The organism is Psychrobacillus sp. NPDC093200 (assembly GCF_050280345.1).
Lineage (GTDB): Bacteria > Bacillota > Bacilli > Bacillales_A > Planococcaceae > Psychrobacillus > Psychrobacillus faecigallinarum.
This window is the reverse complement of record NZ_JBNNVC010000001.1, coordinates 1-22,568: the sequence shown is the minus strand read 5'-3', so window position 1 is coordinate 22,568 and position 22,568 is coordinate 1. Positions and strand designations below refer to the sequence as shown.

Here is a 22,568-nt window from a genome sequence, read left to right as displayed (position 1 = left end):
AGCTTATGAAAACACTAGAATCTACTTACAAAATTTCTGATTTTTGCTTTTACAGAAACTCTCCACTCCTTGGGCAAGCAGGCTTTTTTATATCTTAAAGTAGAAAAAGCATTACAATTCTTTTTAAGTTAAAAAGGTATGAAGAAGTATATCTCCATACCTTTTGTCGATTGGATTTACTTATATTCACCAAGTATTTCTACTGCTTTTTCTGTGATGGAGGTATCTACTGCTTTATCAAAGTCTACATCTCCACTAATTGCACCATTTTCTTTGTATGCATCATATTGCTTAACAACATCATCTAAAAACATTTTACCATCAGGGTCTAAGCCTGTGACAAATACCTTTTCCCATAATGCAGGGTCCTTTAAGGAAGTATGCTTTGTCATGATTTCAATGATTTCCGCTTTCCCTTCCCCTTTTATAAAGGCATCATTATAATCACGAACTCCTTTTAGATAAGCAGCCATGAATCGAAGGGATACATCTTGTTCCTCACTCATAAATTGAGGGGATCCTAAAACCATCGCTATTTGAGATTCCGGTGCATAATCCGTTGCATCTCCAAAACGCTCATGGAATCCATTTTCAATTCCCTGCGTGATTAATGGTTCAATTTGAAGAGCAGCATCTATAGATCCATTTTCAATGGCACCAAGCATGCTCCCGAAATCACCAAGCAGTACAAATTCCACGTCTTCCTGCGTCAAACCTGCGTGCTTCAGCATTTCTAGATAAATATATTCATCGATCGAGTTTTTGGAGGAAACGGCAATACGCTTTCCTTCAAAATCCTTATACTCCTTGATGACGTCCTTCATATGGTTTCCAATGACGAAAGTGAAATACGATTTACCTGGGACGTTATGACCCTTATCTGCAATAATTTTCACATCAATTCCCTGCGCAATGGCATTAAAAAATGAAGCAGTAGAAACTCCACCAGCGATATCTACGTCCCCCGAAGCAAGGGCAGGAAGCATCTCATCACTATTTGCAAATTGGGCAAACTCTACTTCAATATTGTAGTCCTCAAAGTAACCTTTCTCCTTCGCAATATAAAAGCCTGCTCCTGATGCAGCACCATCCTCGGCTATAATTACTTTCGCTTTTTTATCCAGTGGAGCTAAATCTCCAGACGGGTTATCCTTACTGACTTGATCGTCACTGCTGCCAGAACTTTCTTTTTCCTTCGAACTACAAGCACCAAGTAATAGAATAATGGACGCAAATAGTATGAACCAGCGTTTCTTCACAACTTTCCTCCTTTATTTTCTCGATTTTTGAACTTCTTGCTGTAAATGATTCCATATAGATATAAATTGTTCAGCCATCTCTGCATTTGCCCTAACCTGCTCCATCGTACGTGGTCTTGGCATAGGAACTTTTATCTCTCTGACAATCTCACCTGGATGAGAGCTTAATAATACTATCCGATCACTCAGTAACAATGCCTCATCAATGCTATGAGTGATAAATAAAACGGTTTTTTTATTTTCAGACCAGATAGATAATAATTCTTCCTGCAGTATAAATTTGTTCTGTTCATCTAAAGCAGCAAATGGTTCATCCATTAAAAGTATTTCTGGGTCATTGGCAAAAGCCCTAGCGATACTAATCCTTTGCTTCATTCCTCCAGAAAGCTCCTTTGGATAAAGAGTTGAAAAGTTAATTAATCCTACCTTTTTTAAGTAATAGTCAGTTTGCTTCTTTACAAACTCCTGAGGTAGATGCCTCATTTTTAATCCAAAGGCGACGTTTTCTTCAACTGTCAGCCACGGAATAACTCCTTTTTCTTGAAAAACCATGGATTGTAGAGGACGGTTGCCTGCCTCTGCATCAATTGAAAAAGAGCCAGAGCTCGGTGTTTCAAGTCCAGCAAGAATTCGTAGAAGAGTTGTCTTTCCACATCCACTTGGTCCAACTAAACAGATGAATTCCCCTTCATTTACTTGAAGGGAAATGTTCTTTATAGCCGTGACACTATTATTTTTTTTATAGAAAACCTTAGTCATGTTATCAATAGATATTTTTACTTTGCTACTCATTTACTCACCTCCATGGTACGATTCTCTTTTGCAGTCCACGCAGGAGAAGGGAAAATAAAAACCCAAAAAAAGAAATGAGTACTAAACCAACGAACATTTCTTTTAACATGAATGCCTTATAAGAGGTCCATATTAAAAATCCAATACCGGATGTAGCTCCCATCATTTCTGCTGCAACGATGGTTAATAATGCGATTGCCTGCCCCATTTGAATGCCCTCTAGCATCACGGGCAAGGCTCCAGGAAAAGCAATTTTTACGAAGAAGTTCTTTGGACTTGCCCCATAATTTTTAGCTACGTCCAAATGTACTTGGTCTATGTTCAACACACCAGCAACTGTATTAATAACAACAGGAAAAAATACACTTCCAGCAATTGTTACTACTTTAGAGAAGTCTCCAATACCAAAAAGAATAATGATAATTGGCATTAAAGCGAGAGTTGGAATTGGCATAAAAGCCATGACAATTGGAGATATAAAATGTCGAATAGGTGCATACAATCCCATTAACAACCCGATGACCACTCCAGGAATGACACCAAGCAGGAAACCCATCGCAATTCTATAGAGCGAAACTGATACATGGGTCCAGAGCATCCCGTTTGTAGCTAGTTCAAAAAATGTCGATACTATGGCTGAAGGAGGAGGGAAAAAGCGAATATCTAAAATTCCCGTTCGCGAAAAAACCTCCCAAAGGATTAAGATGAGTATTGGGGAAGTAATTGTTAAAAGTTGCTTACCTCGTTCTCTTAGTTGTTGCTTTTTCCATTCCTTTTGTTCCGTTTCATAAGGCTCGTAGTCCCTGTCTACAAGCCCTTTTTCATCGCGCATCTTTCACCACCTCTTTCTAAAAATAATATGTCGAATGGCGAAAATGTGTGAAAGAGCCTATAATGAAAATTGACTTAAATTGTAGTATTTGTTAATTTAATATCATCAAAAGGAGGAAGAATATGACAGACAAACAGTTAAGATCTAACCGAGAATTGCCATATTTTATTTTATGTATCCTATTTAGTCTGCTAATTTATGTTATAGCTATAGCAACTATTTTTGGGATTGCTATTTTTGTAGTCTTGTTTTTAATCAGTACATATGCACTTATTATGCATCTCGGCTATGTTAGGGCAAATGGAATTCGAATTAGTGAAAGGCAATTTCCTGATGTGTATGAACGCATAACACGTATGTCTCACGATATGAAACTAAAACGTGTACCGGATATATTTGTGGTTCATTCCGAGGGGGCATTTAACGCATTTGCAACACGCTTTTTAGGAAAAAATATGGTTGTTCTATATTCAGAAGTTTTTGAGCTTGCTAGAGAGCAGGGCGAAGCAGAGCTTGATTTTATCATCGCCCATGAGCTTACACATATTAAACGAAATCATATATGGAAAAACATTTTAATCATGCCAGCTCAATTACTTCCATTTCTTTCACAAGCTTATAGCCGTGCTTGTGAGTATACATGCGACCGCCAAGCAGCTTATTTCATCCAAGACGGGGCAGCAGCTAAGCGTGGACTGACCATTTTGAGTATTGGAAAGGAACTTTATAAAGAGGTAAATGAGGATGCATATTTAGAACAAATTTCGACGGAGTCTAACGTAATTACATGGCTTGGTGAAATACTTTCTTCCCATCCAACAACTCCTAAAAGAGTCCAAGCAGTCGGGCATTTTATGCAGGTAGAAGGAACTCCTACCTATTATCCTAACGCAAACAAAATAGCTCTTGGAGTTGGTGCCCTGTTTGGTATTTTCTTCATTGGTTATTTTGGAATCATAGCTATAGTTCTAGCAGGATCTCTAACCTATGCTAGTATTTTCCCTGAAGATTTTTTTGAGAATGAAGCAGCATTAAATACTTCTGTTTCAGAGGAGTCAACAGTTGACGCATCCTCCGCACCATTACCAATGGAATCCCTTAATATGACTCCTTTAATGGAAGCAGTTGTGAATGGCGATTATATAACGGTTCAGGAGCTTGTAGCCAGTGGAGTTGATTTAGAGGAACGAGATGCAGAAGAAACAACAGCTTTACATCATGCAGTATATGCAAACGATACCAGGTTAGCATATATTTTACTCGAAGCTGGAGCTAACGCTAATACAGAGGATCTCTATTCAAACGCTCTAACTGCTTCTTTTTATGAAGATAACTACGAATTGGCAGCCTTATTACATGTGTATGGAGCCGATCCTACTAAGATTGATCCAGAAGGATACTCTGGGACTAATATTCTAGGGGTTAGTGAGGAACAATTCGCAGATACAGTAAAAGGGTTAATACCAGAATAATTTTATAGTAGACCATTAAAGGGCGCTACTGGAGATAGGAGAAATACAAAAGCAACTTTAAAAGCCTTCAGTTGAAACAGTCTTCTTATATAACATTATCGTTTAAATTTAAGGTGTCTGGTCGTGATATGACCAGACACCTTTTTCGGTAATTTTATTAATAAAGCCATCCATATTCTTTCTTCAACTAATAAATAATAATAAGGGCTAAGTAATCAAATATGATAGCTTTCCGTGGGGTGAGCTTTAAGCCATCACCGCTCTCTACACGCGCGTTTGTGATGTCTTATCTGTCTCACTCATCCCACTGGAGTCGCCGCCTTTCGCTACAATCATGCATTAAGTAGAAATGTTAAAGTGCTATTGGTAATTTAGCTCATTATTTGTTTTTTGCATTATTATAAAAGCATTTGAGCTAAAGTATTTAAGTTAAGAATAATGTATTTAATCGATTTCCGCTTCGTTTTTACTGCTTAAAGTAAAGGTCTCACTCAAAAAAGGAAGATACTCAACTTAATTGCATTTTTGCGAGCGTCTTTTGCATTAGAAAAGTCATCATCATTTCCTCCATGAGCTAAAGTCTTTTTCCTTCTATGATAAATTATTACGTAATGATGTTACATTATTAATGTTTGTCTTCCAGCTATTCATTAATATCATTTGTCTTTGCTTTAGATCCTCAAACGGTTCTTCCATCACTTCAATACGGTCAAATTTTTCTAGGAGATGGAGGTGTCCCTTAGCCTCTTATATCCTCCGAATCCCTCGTCATCATTTAGTAGCCATACTACCCGCTGGATCTTAGCAAACAATATTCCTCCCGTACACATTGGGCATGGCTCGAGTGAGCTATAAAGCGTAAACTTCTTGTTTTTTATTTTAGCATCAAACATTGCTGATCCTGCGTTTCGTATGGCTTCAATCTCAGCATGTGCCGTAATATCCTGACTTGGATGCACTCTGTTTCTGCCTTTTGCAATGAGGTTAAAATGTTCATCTACAATAACCGAACCAACTGGATAGGTATTCTCCTCTAAAGCTTTTTCTGCTTCCTCTAATGCCATCTCTAAGAAGTGTCGATCTATGTCCATGGTGCTCCCCCGTTACTTAATCACAAATTTTGTTTGGCTGTAGCCTTCTTTTAGCTTTTCCACTTCAAGAATCGCAGGAATGGCCGACTTAAGCTCACTAACATGAGAAATTACACCAACCATTCGTCCTGATTTCTGAAGGTCTACTAGTGTATCTATTGCGTTATTTAATGATTCCTCGTCTAGAGAACCAAAGCCTTCATCGATAAACATCGTTTCAATCCTTACACTTCCACGATAACCCTGGATGACGTCCGACATACCGAGAGCAAGGCATAGGGAGGCATTAAACTTTTCTCCTCCTGACAATGTTTTTACATCACGAATTTGACCGGTATAGGCATCATATACATCTAATCCAAGCCCACTTTGTTTCCCATGGGTTTCCTGTCTATCGCTTCTCATTAGTTGGTACTGGCCATTCGATAAATACTTCAGCCTCTCATTGGCTGCATGAATGATTTGCTCTAAGTACTCAATTTGTATATATCGTTCAAATGAGATCTTTAAAGGATTTTGCCCTCTAAGCAATTCATACAAATCGAGGATATGACCTACTTGTTGCTCTAATTTGGCTATACGCTCGCTAGATAATGATAATTTTTCTTGTATTTCTGTTCCAGCTTTTACGTATTCCTTTGTACTGTTTAGAGTGTTTAACGCTGATTCGTATGCATTTTTAAGGTGAGTTAGCTCCTCTTCAAGTAACTTTAAATCAGCCTTACTTTTACCTTCAAGCTTCTTCTGCCCATCCTTAACTTGCTCAGTAAAGGTATGCACTGCCTGTTTGTAAGCTTCACAGCGTTCCTTTAGTGTCTCTCGATCACGTTCACCCATTTTTGCTTCCTCATAAGCTCTTATCGTCTCAAAGCCCGCCTTAGATAATGCTTCTTTGAACTGGTGATCGGCCTTCTCTTTCTTGCGTATGGCTTCCTTCGCAGATTGAATGGCATGCTCGAGCTTCATCTCAGCTTTCGTATTCGAATCCTCAGCTTCTTTATATTTCTTTTGCACTTGCTCCCACGTATCTTCTAGCTGCTCCTTAAATCTTTTAGCCGCTCTAATTTGGTCCTGTAGGTCGTCTAAATTAGCCACTGTACTTGGAATAGAGCTCTGTTTTGAATCTACTACTGCTTTTACCTGCTCATATTCACCTTTTATCTGAAGGTATAATTTTTCTATATTATTTTTTTCATCTTCTAATTGCTCTATTTGTTCTAAGTTTTTTTTGTATGCTTCTTTTAAGGAATTTAGGTTTGCTTTATCGGAACGCAGCTCTCCTATTTCTATTTCTAGCTTTTCAACATCTAGCTTCACTTGCTCTATTTCTAAAATAGATAATTGAAGCTCTTCTAATTGCTCTAATATTTTTTCTACATTTTCCTGAGCATTTTCTCTTTTGGTACGGACGGTTAAAAAGCTAGTTTCCTTTTGGGTTAAATTACCTTTAAGCATTTGCATTTGGACATCGTTTAATATATCTTCATGAATTCGCGTACTAGTTGGCTTATGTTCGGTACTGCCACACACAGGACAAGCTTCCCCGTCAACGAGCTTAGAGGCCAGAATACTTGCTTGGCTAGTTAGCCATTTCTCCTCTTCATGTTGAAGTGTTAGCTTGGCTTCCAGATATACTTTTTCTTCCGTTTCTTCTAGACGCTTCAATTCTTCAAACGTCTTCTCCTGCTGTATAAATCCCTGCATTAGCTGATAATGCTCTTTAATCTGAGAATATTGTTGAACCTTGTTATCTAACAGATCGACCCGCTCTTCTAGTTCTTCTTTTTTTTCTTTCAACAAAAGGATGCTTGTCTTAGCTTGCTGGTACTTGCCTATTTTTAAATCTAGCTGTGCTTTTAATTTATTTTGGCTATCATCAGTTTCTTTTAATTGCGTTTTCTTTTGCTCTAGCTCTTCCATTAATGGCAGTAGAGCATTTAGCTGGATTAAAGCCTTTACACTTAGCTCTCGCTCTTGTTTCCTGTTTGATTCTTGAAGAAATTCTTTCTCCATTTGGCTAAAGAAATTAGCCTTTAAAGCTAGCTCTTCCTTTGCTTTCTCCATTAGGCTTGCCTTTAGATTTTCTTCCGTCACTGTTTCTCTATAGTAGTTTTCGATTGCTTCTATTGAGCTTGCTCTCTCTGCAGCCTCTAACTTTTTTCCTTCTTCTACATACGCAATCTCCTGCCCAAGAAGCTGTTGTAACTTCTGCTCTTTGAACTCTAGCTCTTCCAGTTGTATATTTGTATTTTTAGCACTGTAGTATGCAGACTGCTTGGCAATTTGATTTTCATATGCTTCCTCACTGGAAACTTCATCTTTTTTAATCTTTTGGCAGTAAAACTTAGTCTCCGCCTGCAAGGCATCTTGTAATTGGAAGATATTAAATTGACCATCCTCCAGTAACTCAAAAAGTCTAGATTCTCGTTTCGGAAACGAAGCCACAATTTGTTCGGAATAACTATTGCGAGTACTTTCTTCTTTTTTAAGCTCAGCTTCAGCGACTACTTTTTTCTCTTTTAACCTTTCATTGATCATTCTATAAGGTTCGGTTTTAAAAATTTTTCGAAGGATTGCTTCCTTGTTTTCTGTAGAAGAGGTTAATAGTTTCCTAAATTCCCCCTGGGGAAGCATGACGATTTGGCTGAATTGATCTTGCGTAAGTCCAATGATGTCCTCAACCTTTTTGTTAATCTCTGAAACTATTTGTCTTTCGACAACAGGTACTTCTCCTGTCTCCTTAATCTCAAAGAACTCATATCTTTCACCTGTTGAGCTTTTATTTCCTTTTTTAACATGAGGAAGCTGTCTAAAAATACGATATTTCCTATTAAATATTTCAAAAATCAATTCAACAGAAGTGTGCGTATTGTCCAGTGCAAAGTCGCTTCGCAACATTTTTGTATCTTTTCTATCTTCCCCGCTTCCGGAGCCATATAGAGCAAAGCTTATGCCATCAAATATAGTAGTCTTTCCCGCTCCAGTAGCTCCTGATATAACAAATAGGCGATGGTCCTTCAAATCCAAAAAGTTAATGGTTTCTGTAAATTTATAAGGACCGAATGCGGTCATTTTCAATTGAATTGGCTTCATGCTCCGCTCCCTCCTTCTCTCTCTTCAAGCATTAAGCCAGAAAGCACTCCCTTAAATAGCTCCTTAGTTTCCTCTGCCGGAGCTTGTCCCCTTATCTCCTCATAAAACGATTCAAATAACATAAAGTCATCCATTTTATGGCGGCTTATCTGTTCTTCTGTTTTACCTAATCCAATGGATTGAAATACCTTTCTTTCTACATGCATCGCATTAGGATACACAGTTCGAATTTGCTCCATTGGCGAAAGTACTGGTGTATCGTCTAGCAACTTAACAAAAATATAATCCTCACTTGTCGGGTGCTGAAGAATGTCAGTTAAATAGCCTTCCACTGTACGCATATCTCTGTTAGGGATTAGCAGCCTCTTTTCTACCTTTAAATTACCCTCTTTATCAAGTTCTACTATTAAAAAACCTTTTTTATGATGTTCCTCTGATATTGAATATTTTAAAGGTGATCCGGCGTATTGAATGGTTTCATTTTGCACATAATGTGCTTGATGAAGATGGCCTAATGCCGTGTAATGAAAGTTCTTAAATAGAGAAGCGTCGACATACTCGGCTCCTCCAATTGCTAGTGGTCTTTCTGACTCACTAGTATTTTCCTCCTCTTGTCCTTGAGGTGTAACAAAGGCATGTCCTACTAATACATGTCTTTTAGTAGAATCCATTTGTAATTCTATTTCTTCCACTATTTTTTTCATGGCTAGCTGATGACTAGTAATTGTCTCATCCTCCATTATAAATCGAACCTGTGAAGGATCCATATACGGTACTAGATGAAACTCTACTTCTCCATAGTCATCATTTATTGTCACTGATGTAAGTTCTTTTGTTAGTTGTCCCACTATATGTAAACCAGTTTCTTTCATAATGTTGCTACCAAAGTTCAAACGACCTGGGCTGTCATGATTTCCAGCGATGCTTAGTACAGGAGTCTGATGTTTTAACACGATATCAGCCAGTATATCATTCAATAAATTTACAGCATCAGAAGGTGGCACAGCTCGGTCATACAAATCACCAGCTATAATCACCACATCTGGTTTTTCTTCATCTATTGCTTTTAAAAATTGGGCTAGCACAAGTCTCTGATCTTCGGTCATGTAGATACCTTGTACTAATTTGCCTAAATGCCAGTCTGCTGTGTGAAATATTTTCAAGAGAAAATACCCTCCTATATAAAGTTAGTATGTTTATTTATATCTATTTTATCATTTATAAATAACAGGTTATATTAACTTGCTAAGATTTCCTAATGAAGTTAAATAGTAAAAATGTTATTATTATGACCAGAGGAGGATGTTATATGTCAGCAGAAACTTATCAAATAATAGCCATAGCCATATATATGGTGGCCATGCTTGCTATTGGTTATTATTCGTACAGAAAGACGGTTAATTTGACAGATTATATGCTAGGCGGACGTTCACTCGGTCCAGCTGTTACTGCATTAAGTGCAGGAGCTGCCGATATGTCTGGTTGGTTATTGATGGGGTTACCCGGAGCAATATATCTTAGTGGGATGGGAGAAGCTTGGATAGCGATTGGTTTAACCATTGGAGCATATTTAAACTGGTTATATGTGGCACCACGATTACGTGTATACACACAAGTTTCCAATGATTCCATTACTATTCCAAGTTACTTAGAAAGTCGTTTAAAGCAATCTTCTCGTTTATTACGAGTGGCTTCCGGCCTGATTATTCTTTTATTCTTTACATTTTATGTATCTTCAGGAATGGTTTCAGGCGGAGTTTTCTTTGAAAGCTCTTTTGGATTAGACTACCACACGGGTCTGTTAATTGTATCGGGAGTAACAGTAGCCTATACACTATTTGGGGGCTTCCTTGCAGTTAGTTACACAGATTTCCTTCAAGGTCTTCTAATGTTCCTTGCTTTAATTGCTGTTCCAATAGTGGGAGTATTTACAACTGGTGGGTTAAGTGAAACTGTAGAATCGATAAAAGCAGCAGATCCAACTCATCTTAGCTTATTTGCAGGTACTACCTTTGTTGGAATTGTTTCTGCCGTTGCATGGGGACTTGGCTACTTTGGGCAGCCTCATATCATTGTTCGTTTTATGGCTATAAGCTCTGTAAAAGAAACTAAACAAGCTCGTCGCATCGGTATCGGTTGGATGATTCTAAGTTTAGCTGGAGCAATTGGAACTTCTTTAGTTGGAGTTGCATATTATCAACAAAACCCAAACCTTAGTTTAGATAATCCTGAAACTGTATTTATTGCTCTTGGGCAAATTATATTCCATCCATTTATTGCAGGCATCATGCTAGCTGCTATTTTAGCTGCAGTAATGAGTACCATCTCTTCTCAGCTAATAGTTACTTCTTCGGCTCTAATAGAAGACTTGTACAAAGCAGTGATTAAAACAGATGCTTCTGATAAAACATATGTTTTATATGGACGCCTTGCCGTACTAGTTGTATCTATAATAGCCTTGGTAATTGGTTGGGATCAAGAGTCTACTATCTTAAAACTTGTTTCCTTTGCTTGGGCTGGTTTTGGAGCTGCTTTCGGACCGGTTATTTTACTTTCTTTGTATTGGAGAAAGCTAACTTCACAAGGTGCAGTATGGGGAATGATCATCGGTGCAATAACTGTTGTCATTTGGGGTACTAACGAAACACTTTCAGATGCATTATATGAAATTGTTCCAGGTTTCCTTTTAGCTCTTATTTTCACTGTTGTAGTAAGCTTGTTAACCTACAAGCCTAATGCAGAGATCGAAAAAGAATTCGATGAAACAGTTAGATTGTTAAAAGAAGAACGTAGTAAAAAATAAGCAAAGGGCTAACCGCATATCAACGGTTAGCTCTTTTTCTATATATTGTCCTATATGATATTTGTCATAGTGTTGACTTGACGTTTATGCCTACTCCTAATACCAACACTTCTATATAGTTAACCTAACAAGTTTTATATGTAGGAGGAATAATAATGAGTAGAGAAAAAACACTCGAGTTACGTAAAAATGTAAAGCCATTTGAAAATTCCGAGTTAAAGAAAAGTATCGTCCAGTTGGTTAATACGATTCCACCATTTTTTATCCTCTGGTTTTTAGCCTATTTAAGCCTCGACATTTCTGTATGGCTGACTGTTGGATTGTCTGTCATTGCTGCAGGATTTGTCGTTCGTATATTTATTATCTTTCATGATTGCACACACGGATCCTTCTTTAAAAATAAAAAAGCTAACAATATAACAGGAACTATCACTGGTATTATCACATTATTTGCTTACGAAAAGTGGAAACGCGAGCATAATATTCATCATGCAACTAGCGGTAACCTAGATAAACGTGGAGTCGGCGATATTTGGATGATGACCGTTGAAGAGTATGTAGAGGCTTCACCTATGAAGCGACTTTCTTATCGACTATATCGCAATCCTATCGTTATGTTTGGCTTAGGACCTGCATTACTATTTTTAGTAAGTAATCGTTTTAATCGCAAAGGCGCTCGAGGAAAAGAGCGTAATAATACGTATATCATTAACATTTCAGTGATTGCAATTTATTCTTTCATGATTTGGATGATTGGCTGGCAAGCCTTTGCAATTATTCAAGGAACTATTCTTTTTGTAGCAGGAGCATTAGGTATTTGGTTATTCTACGTACAACATCAGTTTGAGGATTCCTATTTCGAGGATGAGAAAGAATGGGATTATGTGAAAGCTGCCATCGAAGGAAGCTCTTATTACAAGTTACCACGTGTACTACAATGGGTAACTGGCAATATCGGCTTTCATCATGTGCACCATCTAAGTCCAAGAGTTCCTAATTACAATTTAGAAAAAGCACATGAATCGACACCACCTTTACACAAGGCAACAACCATCAATCTTCGTACTAGCTTACAGTCCATTCATTTCCGTTTGTTTGATGAAGAAAATAAAAGCTTTGTAAGCTTTAAAGAGATTAAGCATTTGCTGAAGCAATCCAATCTAAATGCTAAAAATACAACATTTGAAGGAAAATAAATCCCTAATTTAACCATTCCTTTTTACGAGGGAATGGTTTTTCTATTATAATATAGGAAAGCATATATGCGAGAGGTGTCTTATAAATGACAAAGTGGTATCAAATTTTCCCTAAATCTCCCTGGTTAAGTATTTATGCTTGGGTAGTATTTTGTATCTTCCCTTTCTTCTTCATCTTTCGTTCCAATGAGCTTTCAGAAATTATTTTCGGCTTACTTTTAACCGGCATATTCTTTATTGCATATCGTCTCTCCTTTAAGTCTACAGGTTGGTTTTTATACGTCTGTTTAGCTATTGAAATAACGATTAGCTTATTTATGACCTTCTTTTACGGCTATATATACTTCTCTATTTTTCTTTCTTTCTTTATTGGTAATATCACACAAAAGGTAGGCTTCTTTTTGATATATAGCTTAAATATTGTTGCTACCTTAACTGTAGTCATCATTGGTTTCTTTGTAGAAATAGAGCTATTTATCTCTCAATGGCCATTTTTAGTCATATGTATGCTTGGTGTAATCCTATTGCCTTTTAGCACTTATAATCGACATAAACGAGAAATGTTAGAGGGCCAATTAGAGGATGCTAATAAGCGTATTGCTCATTATATGGTTATAGAGGAACGAGAAAGAATAGCAAGAGATTTACATGATACGCTTGGTCAAAAGCTATCAATGATAGGATTAAAAAGCGACTTAGCTGGAAGATTAATGGATAAGGACCCTGAGGCAGCCAAGCATGAAATTCAAGATATTCACCAGACTGCACGTTCCGTTTTGAAGGAAGTACGGGAATTAGTTACAAACATGCGGGGTACTAAATTAGAGGATGAGATTTATCGAGTGCAACAAATATTAAACGCTGCGGAAATTTCTTGTAAATTTAGTGGTTCTCTCAACAATGTTAAACTCCCTCCAATTGTAGAAAATATGCTAAGTATGTGTCTGAAGGAAACAGTCACGAATGTAGTAAAACATAGTGGAGCTACATCGTGTTCGATTTCTCTCAAGCAGTCTGCTAAAGAAACCCTACTGAAGGTACATGACAATGGCAAGGGTTTAGATCTTAGTAAGGATTGGATTAAAGGACATGGATTGCAAGGTATTAAGGAACGATTGGAATTTGTAAATGGCAGTCTTGATATCTATTCAAAAAATGGCACTACCATCAATATACGAGTTCCAAATGTAATATTACAAACACGGCAGGAGGATTAGACATGATACGAATTGTTATAGCTGAAGATCAACGGATGGTGTTAGGGGCACTTGGCTCTCTTCTCAATCTAGAAGAAGACATGGAAGTAATCGGTAAAGCAAATAATGGAGAGGAAGCTCTTAAACTTATTCAACAGCTTCAACCTGATATTTGTATTATGGATATTGAAATGCCTATTAAAAGTGGACTAGATGCTGCGGAAGAGTTAAAAGATAACCCTTGTAAGGTAATTATATTAACTACCTTTGCCCGCTCAGGATATTTTGAAAGAGCACGTAAAGCAGGAGTTAATGGTTATCTTTTAAAGGATAGTCCTAGTGAGGAGCTCGCAAATTCTATCCGTATAATTATGGATGGCCGCAGAATTTATGCTCCAGAATTAGTAGATATGGCCTTTGAAGAAGAGAATCCTTTAACCGAAAGAGAGAGCCAAGTTCTTGAACTAATTGCCGATGGCAAAAATACAAAAGAAATTGCAAATGAGCTTTTCATTACAACAGGGACTGTCCGAAATTATATATCAGTGATTTTAGAAAAGCTTCAAGTGGGTAATCGAATTGAAGCAATCTCTCGTTTTAAAGAAAAAGGTTGGTTCAAATAATAATTCTCCATTTTTATAGTTACTTTTTTCCATATTTCGCGTCTAATACTTTACACACTTTTGAATTGTACTAGTCAAGTCAATAATCCTTTAATAAAAGGAGGAGAGTGAAATATGAAAAAAAAGTATCTTATTTTAACCCTTGTCCTAATTGCATGTGTCGTACTATTAATTGTTTTTGTCCCAAATGTATTTAGCAATGTTGAAGCTCCCGACAAGGAAGTATCCCAGGAGAATCAAGAGGCAATTATGACGGAGCGGGAACAGGAAAGCACCGACAAGCAAGTGCATTACACGATTAACTTTGACGAAGATCGTTATAAGCTAATCTTAGGCGACCAGTCGGACGTTCTTACAACAAGAGAGCCTTTAGAGGAAAAGTATCCAGAGGTTTCTATGAAAATTGAACAAATCAAAGATCAAACACCGGATGAGCTGCTCCCCATTTTAGAAAAACAAATAGAATTGGATTATACCAGTCCGAAAGAAACAGAGACTGTTACAGAACCAGTGAGAGGATACTGGTTGCACGCAATTAGCCATGATACTACGGGGTTAACTAATTGGGATAGTCCGGTCGGCGACATTTATATCATTGACAATGGTAATGGTGGCAGCTTTGTTATTACACAGAAGTATTTTCTAGAAGCTGCTGAAGGTCACGGTTCGAATTTCCGAAGTATACTAGAGACATTTCAAATAGTAGATAAATAAATATAAAACCCCCTGCTTTTATTCACTCTAAATGTGAAATTTGCAGGGGGTTTTACTTACTTTTTAATGTGACAACGACTAACTCAGGAGTATTAAATACACGAATAGGTACCAAACTGTTACCTAAACCACGGCTTACAATCATTGTTGTATCCTCTGCTTCATAGGTTCCTGATGTATATTTAGGAAACACTCCCTGCCCAGGAGCAACTAAACCTCCTAATCCGGGAATTCGGAATTGGCCTCCATGCGCATGACCAGAGAACACTAAATCCATTTTATAATCTACATAGTCTTGAAATACCTCTGGTCGGTGGGACAGCACTAGCGTATAATCCTCGCTATCTTCAAACCGCTTAAGCTGCTCATTAACCGAGAAACCGCTTAAGGGGTCTTCAATGCCGATAATACGCATCTTTTCACCGTTATATTCCATCATTTCTTCTTCATTGGTTAAAACATGGACACCCACATTCTGTAAGGAAGTTTTAATATGATTTACATCATTGGTGGCAATTTCATGATTCCCTGTAACATAGTAAACTGGTGCTATATTAATAATTTGATTGACTAAATCTAGACTATTCTGTAAGTCATAGCGATTGCTGTCAATTATATCACCCGTTATAAAAATAATGTCCGGGTTTATGTCCTTAATCTTATTGACGAGTTTTACTTGTTTTTCCCCAAATGTTGCATCATGTAAGTCTGAAATTTGTAGTATTGTCCAATCATTAAAGCTAGCTGGAATCTTTTCTGATTCAATTGTAACTTCGTTAATACTTACGCGAGTGTTCCCTATGTAAAGCGACACAGCTAATATTACTACTAATAAAAAAATCCATTTTTTCATCTAAAATCTCCTAGTTTGTATGTACAAAGAGGTTGTTCACGTGAGATTCAAAATAATCCCCATACATTTATATGGGGATTGCTAAATTTGTCGACTTTTCTTATTTCCCAGGAAATAAGTGCTAGTTCATTCCACTAGTGGCTGAAAAAACAAAGAAAAATATAATAGCATAAAGCAAAATAGTTAACACTATAGAAATAGCCATCCAAATAAGTGTTGCTCGTGCATAGTTACGTCTTGGATCTGGATTTCCAAACCCCCAGATAAACAGCATAACTAAATTGGCGATTGGAATAATCATAATAAGCATAGTGATTAGCCAATCTCCTACGGACATCTCAGTAGAAGTCTTTGAAGTCGAGCCTTCTGGTTTGTACTTTTGTAGCTGCTCCTCTTCATACGTGTTCAAATCAATTCCTCCATTCCCTATTATAATTACATGAGAAAATCATGTCTATTTCCATTTTACGTTATAAAAGGTAAAATAGTCATCTAATTATAGAAAAGAATTATTGAATTTTCATCATACTCATTGGAGTTACAATTCCAATTAATTGATTGCTTAATTTTCCATTCTTGGTAATGAGAAGAGCTTCTAATCTCTTCCCTCTTCCAATTGCAGATTTGAATATTTCCAGCGCCTCATAGACAGACATATCAGCTTCTACAAACCGATGATTCTCTCTATTACTTTCATGCTTCAGAATTTCACCCAAAGTAGCTTTTTTTCGGGAGAAGTTCTCGGATTCAGCCTCACTTGCCATCCACATAGTAATCCCTACAGGTGTAATGAGCCCCTTAAATTTATCATCACTATATACAGGAAACTGATTATATTTTTTGTCCTTAATAATCTTTAGTGCATAGATTAAAGAATCTGTTTCTTGAAAGGTAGTCACATTACCTGAGAACATTTGAGCCACAGTTATAGGTTTACTAAGAGCGCCCTCTAGTTCTTCCATCCTTGCTACGACCTCTTCATGAGGTTCAGCTATAGCATATTCCATTGTTGTTCTATGATGTACAATGGCATTTCTTAAATCGCCATACTCTCGTAAATCTGCTTCATATCTTCTAATAATAGCGTTCTTCTTTTTCGCGAAGTCAATTAGCCTAAAAAAAGATAGGTGCTCCTGCGTACCAACCATCTCTCTCATGATTTTGTCTAAACGGTTATAGGATGTAATGAAACGATCCGAGTTACGTAACTCCATGCTTTAGTCACCTCGTATTATATTTTTGCTTTAAATATATTCTTTTTAGCAAAATACACTGCTCCAATCAGTAAAATGCCAATTACCAATATAGTGATTAACATGCTCCACATGAAAGAACTGTGTGGTATATCCCCATTTAAGACTAGCCCCGCATACATCGGTAGCTTCCATGGAGAGATAGTCCAGTATGTGCCTAACAATCCATCTACAAACTGAACAAATATTACCAAAATGACAGATATGGTAGAAGCAATCCCTGTAGAGAATGCAGCGCTTGAAAACAAAACAATACTTACGACAAATAAAAGCCATATGATATAAGTACCTAAAAATCCAAAGAAGCTGGAGAATTCAATTGTTCCAAAAAGAATCGACGTATAATATAGACTTGCCATAATTCCTATAATAAAACTTCCTACAACGATTATACTCATTACTGCTAGTTTGCTACTTACATAGTCGGTAAATGAAATAGGCCGAACATATAACAAAGTAGCTGTTCCATTTTTTCGTTCCCTAGATACTAGCCCTGCAAACGCTAATGTCACTACTAGCATTCCGATTAATTGATATTGATTAATGGTGGACATTAGTATTTGCTCAGGCGTCATTGGAGGGAATTGAATGACTGTACCCTCTGGTAGATTGCCAACAGAGCTTAAAATCTGTGGCATATAGTAATTAGCTACTGGCTCAGTAATTCCAAAGAGAACAAATACGAGAGGAATCCATAGAAGTTTGAAATTACGAGTATTTTCTCTCCATTCCTTTTGAAATAACACTAGAAATGTCCTCATTGTTTGTTCACCACCTGCATAAATATTTCCTCGAGATTAGCTGCAGCCTTCTCTATCTTTTGGATATTCCAGTCATCTAGGGCAACATACGCTAGAATCTCTCTCATTTCAGGCTCCATTCCTCGTAAAGGAATCCAGACAGATTTCCCTTTTTGAATGGCTTTCCATGGGGAACTACTCACAAACCTTCCAGAATCTTGCTCGTTAGAGAAAAAGACTTTAATCATTGGATTGGCATACTTTTCACGAACCATCGACAGAGATCCTTGTTCGACTAGTTCTCCGTTTCTTAAAAATAATAGTTGATCTGTCATTTCCTCTGCATCATTTAAAATATGCGTGGAATATAGGATAGTCGTTTTTTCTTGAAGCTCCTTTAAGAGATTCAATATCTCTCGTCTACCTACTGGGTCCAAAGCCGATACTGGCTCATCTAACAAAAGGAGGGATGGTTGGTGTACAATAGCCTGTGCTAATCCTAACCTTTGTTTCATTCCACCAGAAAATGTTCCTATTTTTTTCTTCTTTGCTTTTTCTAAACCTACAAAATCTAATATTTTCTCTGCTTCTAATTTGGCCGTTCTCGTCTCTATCCCACTTAATTTTGCTGTCATCTCGGTAAACTCAAGTGCTGTAAGCCACGAAAAAAATTTAGGATACTGGGGTAAAAAACCAATCATGCTCCTAGGATCACTCTTATTTCCATCTAACTTAATATCACCAAATGTTGGCTCCACAAGACCTGTCAGCATAGAGAGAGTAGTCGTTTTACCCGCCCCATTAGGCCCAATCAAAGCAGTAGAAGTATTTTTCATCAATGAAAAGGATACATCTCGAACTACTGTTTCTCTTCCATATTCTTTTGTTAGTGATTCTACGCTTAATAATATTGTCATTCGTTACGTCTCCCCACTATAAAATATAAAATAGAACCTAATATTCCAGATATTAATATAATTATTGCCCATAGCCACTTAGGACCATTTGTTGCATATATTCTTATAAGGTCAATAAAGGCTACCAACATTAAAATGAATTGTAAAATAATAATTGGTAATACTAATTCCCAAGGTATAGTTGAAAAATTCAATATAGTTCCTCCTTTTTAATTCCTACCTTTATAAAAGAAAGGTTTCATAAATTATGTTATAATAAAAAATTGGGGGGTGAATTGAATGGAAACTATTATAAGAAAAGCTAAAAGAGAAGACGCCGAAGCCTCAGTTCCGCTGATCATGGAGGCAATCGGAGATATTTCTATGCAAATGACTGGTGAAACTGAAGAATCAGCAATTACCCAGGAATTCATTCACTTATTTACTCAAACCAGCAATCGTCATTCATTTTTAAATACATACGTTGCAGAAATGGAAGGTCAAGTTGCTGGAGTTCTAGTTTTTTATACTGCTGAACAAGCAGTTACTTTGGATGCTAATTTAGAGAAGTATCTTTCAGCCAAAAGTGGAACACAGGTTACAATCGATAAAGAGACGTTACCTGGAGAATGGTATATAGATACTGTAGTCGTTGACCCAACCTATCGTGGACATGGGATTGGAACGAAACTGTTAAATTTTGCTGAACAAGTAGTTAAAAATAACGGTGGCGGGAAACTCTCCTTGAATGTAGAAACTGAGAAAGAGGCTGCAATACGCTTATATAATCGTCTAGGATTTGAAAGTGTTTGTCCTTGGACCATTATCGGCGAGCCTTTCTATCACATGGTGAAAACGGTAGGCCCCTGATTGAAGGAGAAGCAAGGTTATGAAATTATGGATTTACCCTTTAATGGTTGTCTTCGCAGCCAGCTGTTATGGGACCTTATCAACAATGGTGAAGTTAGCAATTGGACAAGGATATACAGCTTCTGAAGCTGTTTCCAGTCAATATATTGTTGGTTTCCTATTAGCATTACTCATCTACATGGTTACACAAAGAAAAATACCACGCCTTTATGGCGGGTTTAAAATTGTACTGTTAGCAGGTATTTTTACAGCAACTACGGGTATTGTCTATGGACAAGCTCTTATATATTTACCAGCCTCTCTAGCAGTAGTCATGCTCTTCCAGTTTACTTGGATTGGCACATTGATTGATTGTATTATAAGAAAAAGATTACCTTCTCGAGCAGAAGTTATCTCTCTTATTATTTTATTTGCTGGTACTTTACTAGCTGCAGGTGTACTAGACGTCGATTTAAGTGGAATCGACTGGAGAGGCTGGGTTTATGGTTTCGCAGCCGCGGTATCCTTCTCACTTAACATGAACATCAATACTAAACAAGTAGAGGGAATGAATACTACTACTCGTCTGCTATGGGTTTCCTTTATCGCTGCTTTGATGATTTCGGTTTTCCAAAGCCCAGAAATTATGTGGAATGGGAAACTTTTCACAGAATCTCTTCTTTTCTTGGGACTAGGCTTAGGATTACTAGGTATCATTATCCCAATTTATTTCTTCGTAATTGCTGTACCAAAAGTAGGCGGTGCAGTTTCATCTATTTTAAGTGCTATGGAATTGCCAGTTGCTGTTATGGTATCCGTACTTGTTCTAAGTGAAGCTCTTACCTGGCTACAGGTACTAGGAATCGTTGTCATATTGATAGGTATGTGTATACCTACAATTGCAGACATCCGAAGAAAACAAAAACAACAGAAGGCTATATTTTAACTTGAAACGCTGAACTACTAGTTCAGCGTTTTTTTTATGATAAGAAAAGATTTAGGAATAGCTTTCTATCACTCATTTACTTAAGGTAGATACCTTCATTTTCTTATTTAATAAACTTAAGGATTCCTTCAACCAATCCATCTGCTAGCGGGAGGCTCGGATCTGTATATGTTGCCATATTTCCTGCTTCATCGTCTGGGGATTCCTTTAATACATGATTCATTTTCTCAATGATCAATAGTTCAGAATCTCCCTTTGCTTGATGTAAAAGTTTTGCATCGTTACTTGGAACTTGCATATCTAATGTACCGTTCACGATTAATACTCTTGAATCTAATTGTTGAATTTGTTCAGCTGGATTGTATTGTAACCATGAAATCATATATGGTTGAACAGACGGACGAAATATGCTTTGTAATTCATTAGAGACTTCATCCACCTGTTGACCTTGCTTAAGCTTTTCTAATATTTTTTGAGATTCCTCCATAAGATTATTTGGTAACTGAGCGCTTAATTGCTCTTTTAATATCTCATCTATTGGTCTTCCCGCACCTGCTAGTGATATAAATATAGAGGCTTCTACCTCTTTTGCAGCAACCATACCTATAAGAGATCCTTCACTATGACCTATGAAGCCTATATCACTAAAGCGTTCGTCATCTTTTGCAAAGTTTGCCCAAGCTTCTGCATCTTCAATATAGTGATGAAATCTTAGTTCTTCTTCCTTTGTGGCAAGATCAATGTTTTGTCCTACTCCTCTTTTATCATAGCGTATGCTAGCAATTCCCTCTGCTGCTAGTTCTTCTGCAATCATTTTTAAGCTATTATTTTTCCCTACCATAACTAAGGAGTTTCCATTACGATCGGTGGGTCCTGAACCTGCAAGAATAATCATAAGCGGAAAAGGTCCTTCCCCCTCTGGAACTTCTATTTGACCAATCATTTTGCCACCCATTACTTCAATTTCTTCTAAATGCTCAGCAGTTCCTTCAAGTTCATTTACTTTGCTCAATTCAAACGGGAACGACTGCCCTTGTTGTGTAAACGTCCCTGCGATTTTTTCATTATCCAGCTTTCCTAGAAAGGATATCTTTTGTCCCGGCAGCGGCATGTTAAAAGTAATATCAGTATCATTTAGAGTAATATTGGTAAGCGGATAATCATTTAAACCCTGGATAGGGATACTAATACTACCTTTTTCTTTTGTAAACTGTATAGTGATTGGTAACGGCTGATTAGGCACATTAATAGATCCTTCCCAAATCCCTTCTACATTCTCTAAGGAAACAGTTTTCTTTGATTCATCCTTACCTTTGGTCACATCGTTCACCTCCTGTTTGTTACTACAAGCTGAAAGTATTATAAAAAGAAATATTAAAGTTAATATAAGGCCCTTTTTATTGATTATTTCCATCCCCCCATCTGTTCTATTTTAAGTATAACAGAAGTGCATAAAGGAGTAAATATTTTAATTGTAGTTTAAAATAATTATTAAAATTATTCATCATAAACTTAAATGGTTTAAATTTGCATGTTCCTTGGGCTGCGAAAACAGATGGGTGTGGCAGATTTCTTCGTCAGCCGCAGTCGATAGTTCTCGCGTATGCTATACGCTCCGAGCCTCTCTTCCTTGCTTCCTTGAACTCTTTGCCCCTCTGCTTTCTCGTACACTTGCTTAGTTAGGAATGGTTAGTACCTTCGGCACTTCTAATTTCTTTATAGAACAAACAAAAAAGCCGTCACCGATTTCTCGGTAACGACTTTTTCCAGTGCCCAGCGACGTCCTACTCTTGCAGGGGGACCCCCAACTACCATCGGCGCGGCTGCGAAAGCAGATGGGCGGCAGATTTCTTCGTCAGCCGCAATCGATCGGTTCTCGCGTATGCTATACGCTCCGAGCCTCTCTTCCTTGCTTCCTCGAACTCTTTGCCCCTCTGCTTTCTCGCACACTTGCTTAGAT

The 22,568-nt window shown here is 37.3% G+C and carries 20 protein-coding genes and 1 pseudogene; 8 read left to right on the top strand and 13 right to left on the bottom strand.

The genetic code is table 11. The annotated features are described in order from the left end of the window. Positions 1 to 176: 176 nt before the first annotated feature. From ACQKNZ_RS00105 to ACQKNZ_RS00095, 3 genes are read right to left on the bottom strand one after another with little or no spacing between them, the layout of a single operon-like run. Complete coding sequence (locus ACQKNZ_RS00105) at positions 177 to 1,259, bottom strand: ABC transporter substrate-binding protein (RefSeq protein ID WP_427657372.1); 1,083 nt, start codon at positions 1,257 to 1,259, stop codon at positions 177 to 179. A gap of 12 nt (positions 1,260 to 1,271) precedes the next feature. Next, positions 1,272 to 2,051: an ABC transporter ATP-binding protein gene (locus tag ACQKNZ_RS00100; protein WP_144538284.1), complete on the bottom strand. Its 780-nt coding sequence runs from the start codon at positions 2,049 to 2,051 to the stop codon at positions 1,272 to 1,274. A 4-nt stretch (positions 2,052 to 2,055) separates the two neighbouring features. Then, positions 2,056 to 2,883: an ABC transporter permease gene (locus tag ACQKNZ_RS00095; RefSeq protein WP_144538283.1), complete on the bottom strand. Its 828-nt coding sequence runs from the start codon at positions 2,881 to 2,883 to the stop codon at positions 2,056 to 2,058. A 122-nt stretch (positions 2,884 to 3,005) separates the two neighbouring features. On the opposite strand from ACQKNZ_RS00095, the gene ACQKNZ_RS00090 reads away from it, so the two are divergent. Next, positions 3,006 to 4,355, top strand: a complete 1,350-nt coding sequence (locus tag ACQKNZ_RS00090) for a M48 family metallopeptidase (RefSeq protein WP_340843987.1) — start codon at positions 3,006 to 3,008, stop codon at positions 4,353 to 4,355. A gap of 591 nt (positions 4,356 to 4,946) precedes the next feature. On the opposite strand, the pseudogene ACQKNZ_RS00085 reads toward ACQKNZ_RS00090, so the two are convergent. The 3 genes and pseudogenes from ACQKNZ_RS00085 to ACQKNZ_RS00075 all read right to left on the bottom strand — a co-directional run bounded on the left by ACQKNZ_RS00085 (position 4,947) and on the right by ACQKNZ_RS00075 (position 9,702). Further along, a pseudogene (locus ACQKNZ_RS00085) lies at positions 4,947 to 5,419 on the bottom strand (nucleoside deaminase). A gap of 39 nt (positions 5,420 to 5,458) precedes the next feature. Then, the gene (locus tag ACQKNZ_RS00080) at positions 5,459 to 8,539 is read right to left on the bottom strand and encodes an AAA family ATPase (protein WP_427657369.1); all 3,081 of its coding nucleotides are present in this window, start codon (positions 8,537 to 8,539) and stop codon (positions 5,459 to 5,461) included. Continuing rightward, positions 8,536 to 9,702 (bottom strand): exonuclease SbcCD subunit D, encoded by a 1,167-nt coding sequence (locus ACQKNZ_RS00075; RefSeq protein WP_151111806.1) that lies wholly within the window; start codon positions 9,700 to 9,702, stop codon positions 8,536 to 8,538. Before ACQKNZ_RS00075 ends, ACQKNZ_RS00080 begins: the two co-directional genes overlap by 4 nt. Before the next feature lie 146 nt (positions 9,703 to 9,848). Between ACQKNZ_RS00075 and putP the strand changes: the two genes are divergently transcribed. From putP to ACQKNZ_RS00050, 5 genes are all read left to right on the top strand, one after another. Beyond that, positions 9,849 to 11,342: a sodium/proline symporter PutP gene (gene putP / locus ACQKNZ_RS00070; RefSeq protein ID WP_427657367.1), complete on the top strand. Its 1,494-nt coding sequence runs from the start codon at positions 9,849 to 9,851 to the stop codon at positions 11,340 to 11,342. A gap of 155 nt (positions 11,343 to 11,497) precedes the next feature. After that, a complete protein-coding gene (locus ACQKNZ_RS00065) occupies positions 11,498 to 12,538 on the top strand; it encodes a fatty acid desaturase (RefSeq protein ID WP_144538277.1) in 1,041 nt (346 codons plus the stop codon). An 86-nt stretch (positions 12,539 to 12,624) separates the two neighbouring features. After that, positions 12,625 to 13,755, top strand: a complete 1,131-nt coding sequence (locus tag ACQKNZ_RS00060; RefSeq protein ID WP_427657364.1) for a sensor histidine kinase — start codon at positions 12,625 to 12,627, stop codon at positions 13,753 to 13,755. 2 nt (positions 13,756 to 13,757) lie between these two features. Then, positions 13,758 to 14,357, top strand: coding sequence for a response regulator transcription factor (locus ACQKNZ_RS00055; RefSeq protein ID WP_144538275.1), 600 nt, complete (start codon positions 13,758 to 13,760; stop codon positions 14,355 to 14,357). Between the two features lie 114 nt (positions 14,358 to 14,471). After that, on the top strand, positions 14,472 to 15,071 hold the full coding sequence (locus ACQKNZ_RS00050; protein ID WP_427657362.1) for a hypothetical protein: 600 nt from the start codon (positions 14,472 to 14,474) through the stop codon (positions 15,069 to 15,071). 52 nt (positions 15,072 to 15,123) lie between these two features. Here the strand turns inward: ACQKNZ_RS00050 and ACQKNZ_RS00045 are convergent, their stop codons facing one another. From ACQKNZ_RS00045 to ACQKNZ_RS00020, 6 genes are all read right to left on the bottom strand, one after another. Continuing rightward, on the bottom strand, positions 15,124 to 15,924 hold the full coding sequence (locus ACQKNZ_RS00045) for a metallophosphoesterase (protein WP_191697329.1): 801 nt from the start codon (positions 15,922 to 15,924) through the stop codon (positions 15,124 to 15,126). Between the two features lie 121 nt (positions 15,925 to 16,045). Next, positions 16,046 to 16,333, bottom strand: a complete 288-nt coding sequence (locus tag ACQKNZ_RS00040) for a hypothetical protein (RefSeq protein WP_229653977.1) — start codon at positions 16,331 to 16,333, stop codon at positions 16,046 to 16,048. 100 nt (positions 16,334 to 16,433) lie between these two features. Continuing rightward, positions 16,434 to 17,138 (bottom strand): CBS domain-containing protein, encoded by a 705-nt coding sequence (locus tag ACQKNZ_RS00035; protein ID WP_144538272.1) that lies wholly within the window; start codon positions 17,136 to 17,138, stop codon positions 16,434 to 16,436. 17 nt (positions 17,139 to 17,155) lie between these two features. Then, on the bottom strand, positions 17,156 to 17,938 hold the full coding sequence (locus ACQKNZ_RS00030; RefSeq protein WP_427657359.1) for an ABC transporter permease: 783 nt from the start codon (positions 17,936 to 17,938) through the stop codon (positions 17,156 to 17,158). Further along, complete coding sequence (locus ACQKNZ_RS00025; protein ID WP_427657357.1) at positions 17,935 to 18,834, bottom strand: ABC transporter ATP-binding protein; 900 nt, start codon at positions 18,832 to 18,834, stop codon at positions 17,935 to 17,937. The genes ACQKNZ_RS00030 and ACQKNZ_RS00025 overlap by 4 nt, the downstream gene beginning before the upstream one ends. Next, on the bottom strand, positions 18,831 to 19,028 hold the full coding sequence (locus ACQKNZ_RS00020; RefSeq protein ID WP_225216048.1) for a PLDc N-terminal domain-containing protein: 198 nt from the start codon (positions 19,026 to 19,028) through the stop codon (positions 18,831 to 18,833). The genes ACQKNZ_RS00025 and ACQKNZ_RS00020 overlap by 4 nt, the downstream gene beginning before the upstream one ends. 85 nt (positions 19,029 to 19,113) lie before the next feature. Between ACQKNZ_RS00020 and ACQKNZ_RS00015 the strand changes: the two genes are divergently transcribed. Both ACQKNZ_RS00015 and ACQKNZ_RS00010 read left to right on the top strand, forming a co-directional pair. After that, positions 19,114 to 19,683 carry a GNAT family N-acetyltransferase gene (locus ACQKNZ_RS00015; RefSeq protein ID WP_427657355.1) on the top strand — a complete coding sequence of 190 codons (570 nt, stop codon included), beginning with the start codon at positions 19,114 to 19,116 and terminating at the stop codon, positions 19,681 to 19,683. Between the two features lie 19 nt (positions 19,684 to 19,702). Beyond that, on the top strand, positions 19,703 to 20,608 hold the full coding sequence (locus ACQKNZ_RS00010; protein ID WP_144538268.1) for an EamA family transporter: 906 nt from the start codon (positions 19,703 to 19,705) through the stop codon (positions 20,606 to 20,608). 103 nt (positions 20,609 to 20,711) lie between these two features. On the opposite strand, the gene ACQKNZ_RS00005 is transcribed toward ACQKNZ_RS00010, so the two are convergent. Next, a complete protein-coding gene (locus tag ACQKNZ_RS00005; protein ID WP_427657353.1) occupies positions 20,712 to 21,929 on the bottom strand; it encodes an alpha/beta hydrolase family protein in 1,218 nt (405 codons plus the stop codon). Positions 21,930 to 22,568 lie beyond the last annotated feature (639 nt).